Below are 13,456 nucleotides of genomic sequence, written 5' to 3'. Positions count from 1 at the left end.
ATAATTTGATTGAAAATAAAGATTTTGAAGATCAAAATTTCTCTAAAAACCCTTTAGAGAAAGGAGAATATGAAGACTGTAGATTTATAAACTGTAATTTTGCCAATGCAGATCTATCGAATATGTCTTTTACAGATTGCGAGTTTATAGGTTGTCATTTTAGTTTAACCAAAATAAAGCACGCGGTACTTAACGATGTTTATTTTTCCAATTGTAAATTGTTAGGCATACACTTTAATGACTGTGATGATTTATTTTTATCTGTCTCTTTTAACAATTGTAATCTGGAACTCTCTGTATTTTATAATTTAACTCTAAAAAAAATGCTCTTTAAAGACTGTAATTTAACGGGTGTTGATTTTACGGAAACCAATTTAACAGGTTCGACGTTTCAAAACTGTAACTTAAAAAACACCCTATTTCAAAGCACCATACTGGAGCGGGTAGACTTTAAATCGGCTTACAACATATCGTTAGATCCTGATAACAATAAAATGAAGCACGCAAAATTCTCGAAAGACAATATTGCTGGGCTACTTGACAAGTATCAACTTAGTATTGCGTGATTACTCCAATCGATATAAAAAATGTTTTTTTGGCTTAAGGAGAAATCGTTTAATAAAATAGACAATCTGATAATGAGGCATGACTTCGAGGTCTTAATTTCAACCTTTATTTGATTTAGTTTTGAAAGTTAAGCTCTAATTTCCTTCATTAAATCATCGTATGTGTAAAATGCTTTATCATTTTCATCTTTATGATACAACACACTTACCCGAATGGCTTTTAGCCCTGTAACAGCTTGTAAATCTTGAAGCTCAACTATTTCAACATCTGTATCTAAATAATGTCTGGATTGCAAAAATTTAATATATCTTAAATACTCCCTTTCATCTTGTTTTTGCGAATATACGATACTAATTTTTCCTTTTTGGGTAACACGTTCTGTAGTGCCCTTTATATAAGCTTTATCTACACGTTTCTTCACGATTTCGTAACGCGCATTGTAAGTACCGTCAACATCAAACTGCTTTTCATCCATTCTAAAACTTATGGATAATGGCTGATTGAAAACCAATATCATTGATGCAACATCTAATGATACAGGAAAATCTGGTTGCATTTGATAATACGAGTTTTCCATTTCACACATAACCTGAAGTTGCCACAAACGTAAATTATACAAATAGATAAGATTAAAGCTATCTTCTCTAGTAATAGATTCACCAACATACATATTATGTTCAACACCATCTGTTTTAAAACGCTCAAAATAATGCGGATACATTTGTTGTGCCTCTACTTGTTTTGCATCTAAAAGGGATGCCATTTCTTTATTAATCAATGCAATGGTATCATCGTAGTCTTTTCTATGTCTATAAAGTACATTTACCTTATCATCAATACTACCAAAATAAGCATCAATTAGTTCTTTTAGCTCATCTATGGTATACAAATGCTTAAGAACGGGCTCTATATCCTGTGTAAAGAACTCAGAGATTTGCTGCTCACTATCTACTTGAAAATGAGCTCCTAAATCGTTTAAATAATTATTGGCTTGATATATAAACTGCTCATAAATAGGCAGTCTCTCTATTTCTGAAGCGCTTTCAAATATGTTTTTAACAGCATTTAATTGAAGGGTTAAATCTTGTTGAGTTGCTTTATTTCTAGCCTCTGATGATCCTTTAATATCAATCTGTCCGTAAAGTGGATAAATATTTTCAAAAGCTATCTTTTTAAAAATAGCCTGCTCACCATTCATTTCAGATTTAATAAAATTCTTCGCTTCTTTTTCAAATCGCCAATGCACACTTGGATGAATAGAGGTACATTCTTTTTGAATAATCGCTTCTATTAAATTTTCCTCTTCGCTTTTTGATCTTTCAACTGCCGATATAATAAATGGCATAACATCAATTAACTTATTGGCATTTATACTATTAAGAACCTGAGGTTTACTTGATACTATTTCTAATATACCCATCAAACCTTTATCGTTAGCTATGGGTGCAAAAATGGCACTTTTAATACCTTGTTCGTGCAATACAGCAATATGTGGCGCTTTCCCTTTAGATTGTTTATACGCCTTTTCCACATCTGAAATGGAAAAGTATTTATTTTCATTTAGCAACCTATCGTAAGACCAACTACATAAAGCACCTTCGCAGCAAACACTTTCTAAATTATTAATTAAAAAACTGTCTATTCCAACACCATAAACGCGCTCAAATGTTTGCTCTTCATCGTTAAAGATTGAAAAACCAACTTTTAGATCATTTATCCCTAAAAGGGATCTAAAGATTTCATGAAAGTCTTCCATAAAACCTTCATCATTTCTCTTGTCTTCACCTATAAGATTAGACTTGATATTGGATATAGATTGGTCGTCTGTAACATCAAAAATATTTGATATGACAAACCCTCTGAATATATAGCTGTTTGGTGGAAATTTCTCTTTCCAAAGATCTATATTTTCAAAATTATCTAGTAATTCATCGTAATCTTCCTGTGTAATCTTTTTAGCTGCTTTAGTTGGAACGATTTCACAAAAATCTGCATTATACAATATTTTATAATAGCGAAGTATACCATTAGCATCTGGTATTTCGTAATAAAATGGTCTTTTAAAATTTAAATTATGGCCATAACAGAAGTTCAAAATGATAGTACATGCAATAATGTATGTGTCATCCTTCGGCATATTTTTTATTTGAAGCTCAAAATCATCACCAGCAGTTTTAATAATACTTTTAAATCGTTCTGACGAATTAAAAATTAAATTGTGAAAAGGAACGGATGCCGTTTTTATTTCATTCTTAGTAAGCACTGGACTAAACGAATCTTCAAGAATAATCGCTATTTCTTTTGCTCTTTCTTTCAATATCGAAAAATCACTAAAACCTTCTTTTAATTCTGGGTAGGCTTGAGCTGTATCTAAAATACGTTTTGCTCTGGCCGCGACAAATTCATCATCACTTTTTGCCAAAGTTTCATAATGCTTGAGCAGCAAATTAAAGCTCACTTTTAAATTTAAAGGAGATTCAATATTATCGTTAATATCCATAATATTTGATTTCTTAGAATACAAATTTACAAATTATTGGGTTAGTCGATATAAACTAGACTTGATAACACTAGAAATGTTACAAGTTTAAATGTTAAATTTTACATTTTTATATTCTTTTAATTTCTACCTAACAAACTCTAATTAAAAAACCTTTAGTCTTTTGCTAAACAAATAAATTTCGACTTATTAAAATTGATTATAGTTCCTGTTTTTACAACAGTGCCTCTCTAAAAAAGAAATCTTTAAACCACGCCTCTAAAATCTTATAATTTGAATTTTTAACAATTTTTTTATATAAAAAATAAGAATTTAATAATTTTTATTATATTTAATTACATACTAACTAATTAAAAATAATATTATGTTCACAAAAACAAATTTAATTTCGACAATTATTACTGCCATATGGGGATTTCTAGGTGGCTGGCTACTTTGGGGAATTATAGGAGACCCCATGTTAGCCAATCATACGGTTACTTCTGGCCTTATGAAAGAAATGCCAGATATGGCTATGCTGGCTATTGGCTGCTTAGTCGTTGGTTTTGCATTTTCCACCTTATATTCGAAATGGGCACGGGGTACACATGGTTTCTCTCACGGTATTCAATTTGGTATATGGATAGGCATTTTAATAGGTTTAGGCAGCGGACTTATCGATCATTCCACATCTAACCTTTTAGATTTATCTGGCACCCTTGCCAACGCTCTAATTTACATAGTCCATTTCGCTATAATGGGTGTTTTGGCAAGTTTAGTTTATGGTAAATTTGCTATAGAATAATAATATCGACTCAGACTAATTCAAATAAAAAGTGTCTCAAATAAGTATTTGAGACACTTTTTATTTATGGAGTAATTAAAGGAAACTACTGATTTCCTTTTTTATAATCTTCTAAAAATTTAGCTAAACCAATATCTGTTAAAGGGTGCTTAAGTAATCCTTTAATTGACGACAATGGTCCTGTCATAACATCAGATCCCAATTTAGCGCAATCTATTACGTGCATGGTATGACGTACTGAAGCCGCTAAAATTTGAGTATCGAAAGCATAGTTATCATAAATTTGTCTGATTTCTGCAATCAAATTCAAACCATCGGTAGAAATGTCATCCAATCTACCAATAAATGGCGATACATAAGTCGCTCCCGCTTTTGCAGCTAACAATGCTTGTCCTGCAGAAAAAACCAAGGTAACATTGGTTCTTATCCCTTTATCTGAAAAATATTTACAGGCTTTAATACCATCTGCTATTAATGGTAATTTCACAACGATTTGCGGATGTAAAGCTGCTAATTTCTCTCCTTCAGATACCATCCCTTCAAAATCGGTAGATATCACTTCTGCACTAACATCACCATCAACTAAATCACAAATTTTTTGGTAGTGTGCTAAAATATTTTCAGCACCCGTAATACCTTCTTTTGCCATTAATGATGGATTGGTCGTCACACCATCTAAAACACCTAAAGCTTGAGCTTCTGCAATATCATTTAGGTTAGCTGTATCTATAAAAAATTTCATCTACTTGTATTTTTTTGTTTTATTTATATGATTAAATTTTAGCCACAGATGCTTCATTTAAATATTCAATTACATTTTGGCATACTTTTTCTCCTGTAAAGCCAAACTTTTCATCTAAAACACCTGCAGGTGCTGAATATCCAAAATGATCTACTCCGAAAACCTTACCGTTTTCACCAACAAGCCCTTCTAAGTTTACTGGTAAACCAGCAGTTAAACCGTATAAAGGTTTGTTCTTTGGAATCACACTATCTTGATACTCTTTAGATTGAAGTCTAAACACACCTTCTGAGATTATTGAAGCTATATTTACTTTAATATTCTCTCTTTCTTCAAGTAATTTTGCTGCTTCGACCAAAGTTGACACTTCAGACCCGTTAGCGATTAACACGGCATCTGGATTCTCAACTTCTTTTACTAAGTAACCTCCTTTTTCTGCTGCTAAAGCTTCTTGATATCTTGACTCACCTTGAGCTGGAACATCTTTAATGCCTTGTCTGGATAATATTAAACCAGAAGGTGTATTAGTATTTTCTAAAGCCATTTTCCATGCAACTGCTGTTTCAGCTGAATCTGCTGGACGTAATGCCAAGAAACTATTTTTACCACTATGGTTTTTAAGTTTTTCTAATAATCTTATTTGTGCTTCTTGCTCAATCGGTTGATGTGTAGGACCATCTTCTCCAACACGGAACGCGTCGTGCGTCCAAACATATTTAACTGGTAATTCTTGAATACCGCTTAAACGAATGGCTGGTTTCATATAATCTGAAAACACAAAGAATGTTGCTACTACTGGAATAATACCACCGTGAAGTGCAAGTCCGTTAGCAATACAAGCCATGGTTAACTCGGCAACACCTGCCTGTAAGAACGAACCGCTAAAATCACCCTTTTGAAGTGCCGATGTTTTCTTTAAGAAACCATCTGTTTTATCACTATTGGATAAATCTGCAGATGACACAATCATATTTTCTACATGCTCGGCCAAATACCCAAGTACATTAGACGACGCCGCTCTTGTTGCTATACCAGCTTTGTGTTCTACAGATTCAAAATCTAATTCGGGTAGTTCTCCCGATAAGAAGAAGTCTAATTTATTTGAAAGTGTTTCGTTTTCCTTTCTCCATACCTCAATTTCTGCTTTCTTCTTAGCTGCCTTTACCGTCTTTTCTTTTACGAGTGTTTCGTAGAAAGCACTAACATCTTCATATTTATCAAAAGGAGCTTCTGGGTTAGCACCTAAATTCAATAAGGTTTTTGTATAATCTGCTCCTGTATTACCAATAGGTTGCCCGTGTAACTCACAGTATCCTTCAAACATACTACCATCGGCTGCCACACAACCTTTACCCATAATAGTTTTACCAATTATAAGTGTTGGTTTTTCAGTTTCGTTATTGGCATCTGTTAATGCTTTTCTTATCTCGTCATGGTTATGTCCATCGATAGTAACAACTTTCCAACCCCAAGCTTCATATTTCATAGCTGTATCTTCAGTAGTCACCTCGTCTGTTGATGTAGATAACTGAATATCGTTAGAATCGAAGAACATGATAAAATTACTTAACCCTAAATGACCAGCAATTCTACCTGCACCTTGTGAAATCTCCTCCTGAATACCACCATCTGAAATAAAACCATAAATTTTGTGGTTGATCCAATCTCCAAATCTTGCTTCTAAAAACTTAGCCGCAATGGCTGCCCCAACTCCCATCGTATGTCCTTGTCCTAATGGACCTGATGTATTCTCTATACCTCTGGCCACATCAACTTCTGGATGACCAGGTGTTATAGACCCCCATTGCCTGAAGTTTTCAACATCTTTTTTCTCATAATTTCCTAAAAGGTAGTACTGCGCATACATTAAAGTAGATAAGTGCCCAGCATCCATAAAAAATCGATCTCTAAACGGCCATGCCATATCTGATGGATCGTAATTGAAGAACTCAGAATATAAGATATGCATAAAGTCTGCACCTCCCATAGGGCCACCAGGGTGTCCTGAATTCGCTTTTTCTACCATAGCTACAGCTAATGCTCTAATATTATCTGCTGCCTGCTGATCAATTTTTTTATTCATTTTAAAATTAGGATTTATGTTTAATACCTTACTATTAATACTATATTTTATTTAATAGATTTTCATCTAAAAAATATTTTTTGCAAATATATAACCTTTAACCTGTTAGGTATTACTAAAATCAAATAATTTAATAACAACTATTAACATATTTGTTAAATAAATACTTTCCTTTAAATTAATGAATGCAAATAGTACAGAATAAAGAAAAAGAAAGCACCAATCCTAGTCATATTAAATCTAAAAACCTACAAATATAGCAAAGTCTAAAACCGTGCTCATATACAATCTTCAATGTCTAAAATATTTACCTTTTTCAGAAAAAACGGATAGAAAAAAGGACAGAAAAACCAAATAAACTATTTGATATCAAACACCTAAACCTACAAAAAATCTATTTATGGTATTTGTATCGTATATATGAAGAATTATTTGAATAAATATAAAAAATTCTTATCTTTAAATTTGTTTTAACAAAATATGTTAAAACAAATTAAACCCAAATCTACAATTAAGATGAAATTTAAAACAATTAAAAAAACAGCAAAATTTACTGTATTCCTATTTATTGTATGCCTTGTAGGATGCGTTACTGATGACCCCGTAATGGAAGACCCTGACGGAAACACCCCAGGAGAGGATCCACCACCAACAGAAAACACCAATATTTCAACAACATTGAAAGCCAGTAGACTTAGTGGCCCTGCTCCATTAGCCGTACAATTTGATGCTATTGGAACGACTCATGAAAATGATGACCTGGATACTTATCGAGAATTGGGCTATCATTTCACGTTTGATGACCCTACTAGTGGTACATGGAAGCACAGTGGTAAATCTAAAAACTCTCAGATTGGAGGTCCAATTGCTGCACACGTATTCGAAACGCCTGGAACATATACAGTTCGGGTAAGAGCCCAGGATAGTGCGGGTAATTTTGATGACGAATCTGTTATTATTGTTGTTACCGATCCAGATACAGTTTTCAGCGGTGAGAAAACTGTGGTAATAAGTAAGACTGGCAATACGAGTGGAGCACCATCTGGAGCTCAATTATTAACGAACCAAACAAGCTGGCCGCAATGGGAATCTGGAAAACGTTACTTACTAATGGCTGGGCAAGATTTTTCTTCGTTTGGAGATATTCGTATATATAAAAATGAAAATATACAGGTTGGAAAAATTGGTTCTGGTGCAGATCCCATTGTTAAACAAGTCAACGTAGACCGTGGAACGGCTCCTTCAAATTGGTCAAAGGGAGTGGTTATATCAGATTTAAACTCGGAACGCGTTACTATTCCTAACTCATCGGAAGATGTTTATGTTATTAGAGGTTCTAATGGCGGTATTAGTATTGGAAGCTCTGTTAAACATTGGGTAGTAGAAAAAGGAAATGATGATTTAATATGGCCAGAAAACATCTTTATTTATGAATCCAGAGGTGTTGGAGCATGGGTATTATCTAGAGGACTTAATATATTAGGAGTTGAAATGTCTGACCCTAGAGAACATAATATTAGAACTGCATATTTAGTAAAAGCTTTTATTGCTCATAATTTACTATACAGAGCAGCTCGCACTAAACACAATATTAAAATACATGCAGAAGGCATCTTAGAAAATGAAAATGAAAGATTAGTGAAAAACAGTCTATCTAGTGCGACTAGATGGGTTGTAGTAGCTAATAACACAATGGGCAATGGTGAACCTCAACCTAATGGATGGGCAATGACGGTTTGTGCCGAAAATGGTAATAAAGTACAAGGCGTTCATGATGTTATTGTAGAGAATAACAACTTCGCTTCTCAATATAACGTTGAAGTTATTTTAGGCGGTGCCAGACTTACAGAAAGAGGCAACACTAGTATTGAAGAATACAAGCTTAAATTGAGTAACAGTGTACATCAATTACCAGCTTCGTGGGATGGACCATATTTTACAGATGCAGAACAAATTATACCAGAGGCCCCTGGATTATAATTTTTAACATTTTATTAAAGCTAACGGAGGCTGAATTATTTGATTTACAACTTATAATTCAGTCTCCATTATTTTACTCCAATTATTTTATCCCTCAAAGTTATAATCTATAAATAAGACAAAACAGTGAAGCTTGGCTAAAAGCGTTAACAAAAGAAATAGGATTTGGTTTTAATCACAAAATTCTTGTTGACAAGAAACTTTCACAAAATCGTTTTCTCATAAAGGGTTTCAAAAAACAAACAAATATATTTCGTGATTATTTATATTTATACAATAATATTAAACATACACTTTCCCACGACTTAATTATAAAAAATGACCGCTGCTCCCGTTGTTGAATACTTTTCAAATTATTGGCCTTTAGATGATCTCGCTATCGGCATTCTTAACGATCGAATTATTGAAAAAAAAATTGAAACGGAGAGCTTTTATATTAGAACAAGGTGAAGTGTGCAACCATTTTACTTTTGTTGTTAAAGGCTGCTTGAAAATGTATAAAGTTGACACAAAAGGAAGCCAGCACAACCTTCAATTTGCTGTGGAGAATAATTGGATATCCGACTATGGAAGCTTTTACAATAATGAGTCTAGCGACTTAAACATTGAGACCTTAGAACCATCACTCCTTTTACAAATCAAAAAAAATGATGTCTTTCATTTATTTGATCATTCCTCCTTATTTGATAGAAATATTCGCATTATTATTGAAAACTCATTTATTGAACAGCAAAAAAGGGTACTTCAAACTATTAGTTCGACAACGCAAGAACGGTATCTGTATTTTTTAAAAAGATATCCCAATCTATCCAATCGCATCTCCAACGTGCAAATAGCCTCCTACATAGGTGTTACTCCCGAGTTTTTGAGTATGGTACGAAAAAAGCTATCAGGTAAATAAATATTTTTCTTAAACTATCTTATTGTTTCGCTCCAAAAACTATGCTTAGGTTTGGGCCATAAAATGATATGAAAAAATAGCAATCGTTTTTGTTAAAAGATGCTTAGTAACATACGAAAGATATTTTTACTAGCGGTAACAGTCATGCTTGGTATCTCTTTCCTATAATGAACATAAAAAACATGAATATGATTATTGAAATCACCAAATTTAAGCTCAAAGACGGAATAACCGAAGATGAATTCAACAAAGCTTCACTAGAATTTAACAAAACCTATTGTATGCGTTGCCCAGGGCTTATTCGCAGACATTTAGTTAAAACCGAAGTGGGATATATGGATATTTTTTTATGGAGGAGTCAAGAGGATGTAGAAAATGTACAAAAAACATTCATGCAAGATGAAGATGCCGTTAAATTTGCAAAACTACTGGATTCAACAAGTTTTGAAATGAAGAATTATGAAGCCATAGGTGTTTATGACTTTTAACTAATAACCTGCTTAATCAATTATTTTAATCTAACAACTGAAATTTCTCCAATTTTTGTTTCCCAAAAATTATAATATTTAATAATATCAAAGCTACTAAACCTGTTGCAAAAAAAGCATAAAACAAGGGATGTACAGTGGTCAATATAAATTCGCCTATAAGATTTGCAATAAACACTCCTAAAGCCATGGAGACGAAGCTAAAAATCGCAGCACCAATACCAGCGATATGGCCTATAGGCTGCATAGCTAATGCACTTAGGTTTCCGAAAATAAATCCTAGGAACAAAAACTGAAAAAAGAGAAATAACATCAATATGGTAATACTTGGATTTTCTGAATTATAAAAAGCGAATAAATAGATCAATGATGTAAGAGAAAACAAGTATAAAGATATGGTGACCAAATTATGCATTCCATACTTTACAACGAAACGCCCGTTTAAAAATGTAGAAATCCCAAAAACAAAGGACAATGCCGCAAACACATAAGGAAACTCTTTTATAAGATGGTATTGATCTTGAAAAATTTGTTTGGAAGTACTCAAATAAAGAATAAAAATACCTTCCATAAGACCCGCCATTATTGTATAAATTAATGTTTGCTTATGCTTTACGAATTCTTTAAATCCATTAGTAAATAGCTTTCTTGATAATCTTGTTCGTTTCTCTTTAATCAACGTTTCTTCTTGTCTGTACTTAAACCAAAATATTGTTATCAGTATAAAAAGTATCTGAAAATAAAAAATAGCTTGCCAATTAAGTGTGTTTAAAATTAATTGTCCAATCATTGGAGCTACCATAGGAACTAAGATAAATATTGCTGAAATAAAAGACATGATTCTGGCCATTTGATTGCCTTGGTAAGAATCTCTTATTATAGCCATACTAACTGTTCTTGGTGCCGATAGCCCAATTCCCTGTAAAACTCTTCCGAAAAGCATTGTTTCTATACTTGTTGCTGTGGCACTGATAATACTTGCTATTACAAATAAACCGACACCTAAATATACCATTGGTTTTCGTCCAAAACTATCCGAAAGTGTTCCAAAAATTAATTCACCAACTCCAATACCTAAAAAAATCATCGTTATAACACCCTGTATATCTGAACCCTCTGCAACATTTAATGACACCCCTATATTTGTAAGACCAGGTAGAATGGCATCTATAGCTAATGCAACATTAGCCATTAAAAAGGCCATTAAAGCAATAAATTCAAATTCTGACATCTTTGTTTTTTTAATAAGACGACACATCGTTTCCTTCATTTTTAATTATTAAATGCTAGTAGTTAAAAAAATAATGTTCTTACAAAGAAACCGAAATTGTTAGTTGTAATGGCATTGGAATTAAACTGGTCAAAGTTAGTTGCCAATCCAAACTGGATATTCTCTCGTTGTAAGCCCAACCTAAATTGTTGATACCCTCTATCGTAATTATGAAAATCTGTAGTAACAAGAAATTGCATTTTAAAATAGCCTCTGTAATTTTCATTAAGCTTAGGACGGTATTCTAATAAAGCAAACTGAGAGTATTGCTTATACCCATTAAGATTCATAGAAGGAAATAAAACGAATAACAATTGTTGTGTGGTATAAGCATATTGTGCCCCTACATATACAAAAGCACCTGGTCTTTGTATTTCACCTCCTAGGCCAGCGGAGAAACCCTTGCCTATATTATAAGAAAACATACTTGAAATGAGGTATACATTTCTGGGATCTTCTTTATATTCTGCATCAAAGGTGGTGATATTAAAAAAACCAAACCGTTTCTCAAATATTTTTTTGTTTATAACATGCTGATACGATAGTGCCCTGTGTCCTCCAAAGATTTCCACAGGCAATGGAGGTTGTTGGGCCATTAATTTGCTCCAACAAACAAATGCTGTAATTAATATGATATACTTTTTAATTTTTTTCATAAATTAATGTTTTAACAATATTTGTTTTAACAAATATTGGGTAAAATTTTTTTATTCTAGCTTATCCAATAGCTTGTTTAAAATATCTACTTCTTGGTCAGACCATACATGGGTGGCACTTACAATGTCATTCACCACATTTTTTGTTTCCTCAACTTTCTTCAAGCCCTCTTTTGTTAAAGAGATTAAAATCATTCGTCTGTTTTCTTGTGGTACTTCCCTGTTTACTAAGCCTTTTTTCAACATCCTATCTATAATTCTTGTAACATCGGATGCCTGACTTATTAAAAGTTTCGAAATTTCTCCTGCAGATAACGGTTTTGGGTGTTTTGTATTCAACATTTTTAGCACATTAAATTGTACTTCACTAATACCATACGGTTTCAAGTGCTTAGCAAATAACGAAAAAAAACGATTACCTCTTACTTGAATATTGGCAACCACCTTTTCTCTAGGCGTTATATCTTTTTTTATTTGTTCTATATCTACAATTTTGCTTAGTTCCATATGCTTATCCAAAACAATATTTGTTTTAACAAATTTATAAAAATAATTTTAACCTCTTACAATAAAGTAATCAATAAAACAGAAATTAAATTAGTAAAGAGACCAAGAAAAATAGCTTAAACACTTTAAATAATGTAATTAAAAACTCATCATTTAATAATTGACGCATTTACTCAAATATTAGTGACTTAAACTTAATTTTGTCCAAATTGCTTCGAATTCTGCCTTAAAACAGTTATAAAGGTATCTATTTACAAAATTCAATAAGCTACAGCAAGTTTAGGATTTTATTAGGTTTGCATTATGAAGCTTTTGACCAAAACGACCAGGATGACAATGGTAGAGATATATTAAATTTGGGTGTAATTCAAACTAAATAATGCAATTTGATCAATTTACCAATTTTTGGTATATTTGAATATAAAATTATAAATGATGAAAAATACATCTATATCACTTGGAAATTATTTTGATCAATTTGTACAAAGTCAGGTTTCAGCGGGACGGTATAAAAATGTAAGTGAAGTTATCAGGGCTGGACTTCGACTTTTAGAAAATGAAGAAAGTAAAGTAATTGCTTTACGAAATGCAATACAAGAGGGTTTAAATAGTCCTCTAGTTGAAGATTTTGACTTTGACGAAAATTTAAAAAGATTAAAATCTGAAAAAAGAAAAAATGGCTAAAGTTATTTTAAGACAAAAAGCCATAAATGATTTAAACAATATTTGGGATTATACTTTTGAAAAATGGTCGGAAAAACAAGCTGACAAATATTACGCAACAATAAAAATTGCCTGTAATGGTATTGGAGAAAATCCTAATGTCGGAAAGGAATATGACGGAATAAATAAAAATCTTCTCGGGTTTAAATCTGGAAAGCATATTATATTCTATGAAATAATTTCAATTAATAGAATTGAAGTTATAAGAATACTTCATGAGCGAATGGACCTGAAAAACAGAATGACCGAATAAAA

General features: G+C 32.4%; 13 protein-coding genes. 7 read left to right on the top strand and 6 right to left on the bottom strand.

From position 1 onward, the window contains the following. Positions 1–5: 5 nt before the first annotated feature. Positions 6–566 carry a pentapeptide repeat-containing protein gene (locus tag HHX25_RS07025; RefSeq protein WP_169671572.1) on the top strand — a complete coding sequence of 187 codons (561 nt, stop codon included), beginning with the start codon at positions 6–8 and terminating at the stop codon, positions 564–566. A 128-nt stretch (positions 567–694) separates the two neighbouring features. Here the strand turns inward: HHX25_RS07025 and HHX25_RS07020 are convergent, their stop codons facing one another. After that, positions 695–3,067, bottom strand: coding sequence for a GAF domain-containing protein (locus tag HHX25_RS07020; protein WP_169671570.1), 2,373 nt, complete (start codon positions 3,065–3,067; stop codon positions 695–697). Between the two features lie 364 nt (positions 3,068–3,431). Here HHX25_RS07020 and HHX25_RS07015 point away from each other — a divergent pair, with 364 nt between their 5' ends. Beyond that, positions 3,432–3,851, top strand: a complete 420-nt coding sequence (locus tag HHX25_RS07015) for a hypothetical protein (RefSeq protein ID WP_169671568.1) — start codon at positions 3,432–3,434, stop codon at positions 3,849–3,851. Positions 3,852–3,936: 85 nt separating this feature from the next. Here HHX25_RS07015 and fsa read toward each other — a convergent pair whose 3' ends face one another. Together fsa and HHX25_RS07005 are read right to left on the bottom strand one after the other, a co-directional pair. Further along, a complete protein-coding gene (fsa, locus tag HHX25_RS07010) occupies positions 3,937–4,593 on the bottom strand; it encodes a fructose-6-phosphate aldolase (protein ID WP_169671566.1) in 657 nt (218 codons plus the stop codon). A gap of 31 nt (positions 4,594–4,624) precedes the next feature. Next, positions 4,625–6,676 (bottom strand): transketolase family protein, encoded by a 2,052-nt coding sequence (locus HHX25_RS07005; protein ID WP_169671564.1) that lies wholly within the window; start codon positions 6,674–6,676, stop codon positions 4,625–4,627. A 516-nt stretch (positions 6,677–7,192) separates the two neighbouring features. On the opposite strand from HHX25_RS07005, the gene HHX25_RS07000 reads away from it, so the two are divergent. From HHX25_RS07000 to HHX25_RS06990, 3 genes are all read left to right on the top strand, one after another. Further along, the gene (locus HHX25_RS07000; RefSeq protein WP_169671562.1) at positions 7,193–8,656 is read left to right on the top strand and encodes a PKD domain-containing protein; all 1,464 of its coding nucleotides are present in this window, start codon (positions 7,193–7,195) and stop codon (positions 8,654–8,656) included. A 367-nt stretch (positions 8,657–9,023) separates the two neighbouring features. Beyond that, entirely contained in the window at positions 9,024–9,557 is a 534-nt protein-coding gene (locus tag HHX25_RS06995) for a Crp/Fnr family transcriptional regulator (RefSeq protein WP_240964309.1), read from the top strand. Positions 9,558–9,745: 188 nt separating this feature from the next. Then, positions 9,746–10,045, top strand: coding sequence for a hypothetical protein (locus HHX25_RS06990; protein WP_169671560.1), 300 nt, complete (start codon positions 9,746–9,748; stop codon positions 10,043–10,045). Between the two features lie 25 nt (positions 10,046–10,070). Here the strand turns inward: HHX25_RS06990 and HHX25_RS06985 are convergent, their stop codons facing one another. The 3 genes from HHX25_RS06985 to HHX25_RS06975 form a co-directional block, all read right to left on the bottom strand. Next, positions 10,071–11,276 (bottom strand): multidrug effflux MFS transporter, encoded by a 1,206-nt coding sequence (locus HHX25_RS06985; protein ID WP_240964308.1) that lies wholly within the window; start codon positions 11,274–11,276, stop codon positions 10,071–10,073. Between the two features lie 62 nt (positions 11,277–11,338). Further along, positions 11,339–11,971 carry a hypothetical protein gene (locus HHX25_RS06980; RefSeq protein ID WP_169671557.1) on the bottom strand — a complete coding sequence of 211 codons (633 nt, stop codon included), beginning with the start codon at positions 11,969–11,971 and terminating at the stop codon, positions 11,339–11,341. A 51-nt stretch (positions 11,972–12,022) separates the two neighbouring features. Further along, positions 12,023–12,490 carry a MarR family winged helix-turn-helix transcriptional regulator gene (locus HHX25_RS06975; RefSeq protein ID WP_169671556.1) on the bottom strand — a complete coding sequence of 156 codons (468 nt, stop codon included), beginning with the start codon at positions 12,488–12,490 and terminating at the stop codon, positions 12,023–12,025. Positions 12,491–12,910: 420 nt separating this feature from the next. Here HHX25_RS06975 and HHX25_RS06970 point away from each other — a divergent pair, with 420 nt between their 5' ends. Then, entirely contained in the window at positions 12,911–13,162 is a 252-nt protein-coding gene (locus HHX25_RS06970) for a type II toxin-antitoxin system ParD family antitoxin (RefSeq protein WP_205958007.1), read from the top strand. After that, positions 13,155–13,454, top strand: coding sequence for a type II toxin-antitoxin system RelE/ParE family toxin (locus tag HHX25_RS06965; RefSeq protein ID WP_169671554.1), 300 nt, complete (start codon positions 13,155–13,157; stop codon positions 13,452–13,454). The genes HHX25_RS06970 and HHX25_RS06965 overlap by 8 nt, the downstream gene beginning before the upstream one ends. Positions 13,455–13,456: the final 2 nt, after the last annotated feature.

It is taken from the genome of Flavivirga algicola (assembly GCF_012910715.1).
Lineage (GTDB): Bacteria > Bacteroidota > Bacteroidia > Flavobacteriales > Flavobacteriaceae > Flavivirga > Flavivirga algicola.
The sequence above is the reverse complement of the archived record's forward strand: the minus strand, read 5'-3'. Positions and strand labels throughout refer to the sequence as shown.

Excerpts from the sequence above, each read along its gene's own strand:
- HHX25_RS07020 (WP_169671570.1), bottom strand. The coding sequence starts at position 3,067 with ATGGATATTAACGATAATATTGAATCTCCTTTAAATTTAAAAGTGAGC.
- HHX25_RS07015 (WP_169671568.1), top strand. The coding sequence starts at position 3,432 with ATGTTCACAAAAACAAATTTAATTTCGACAATTATTACTGCCATATGG.
- fsa (WP_169671566.1), bottom strand. The coding sequence starts at position 4,593 with ATGAAATTTTTTATAGATACAGCTAACCTAAATGATATTGCAGAAGCT.
- HHX25_RS07005 (WP_169671564.1), bottom strand. The coding sequence starts at position 6,676 with ATGAATAAAAAAATTGATCAGCAGGCAGCAGATAATATTAGAGCATTA.
- HHX25_RS07000 (WP_169671562.1), top strand. The coding sequence starts at position 7,193 with ATGAAATTTAAAACAATTAAAAAAACAGCAAAATTTACTGTATTCCTA.
- HHX25_RS06995 (WP_240964309.1), top strand. The coding sequence starts at position 9,024 with ATGATCTCGCTATCGGCATTCTTAACGATCGAATTATTGAAAAAAAAA.
- HHX25_RS06990 (WP_169671560.1), top strand. The coding sequence starts at position 9,746 with ATGATTATTGAAATCACCAAATTTAAGCTCAAAGACGGAATAACCGAA.
- HHX25_RS06985 (WP_240964308.1), bottom strand. The coding sequence starts at position 11,276 with ATGTCAGAATTTGAATTTATTGCTTTAATGGCCTTTTTAATGGCTAAT.
- HHX25_RS06980 (WP_169671557.1), bottom strand. The coding sequence starts at position 11,971 with ATGAAAAAAATTAAAAAGTATATCATATTAATTACAGCATTTGTTTGT.
- HHX25_RS06970 (WP_205958007.1), top strand. The coding sequence starts at position 12,911 with ATGATGAAAAATACATCTATATCACTTGGAAATTATTTTGATCAATTT.
- HHX25_RS06965 (WP_169671554.1), top strand. The coding sequence starts at position 13,155 with ATGGCTAAAGTTATTTTAAGACAAAAAGCCATAAATGATTTAAACAAT.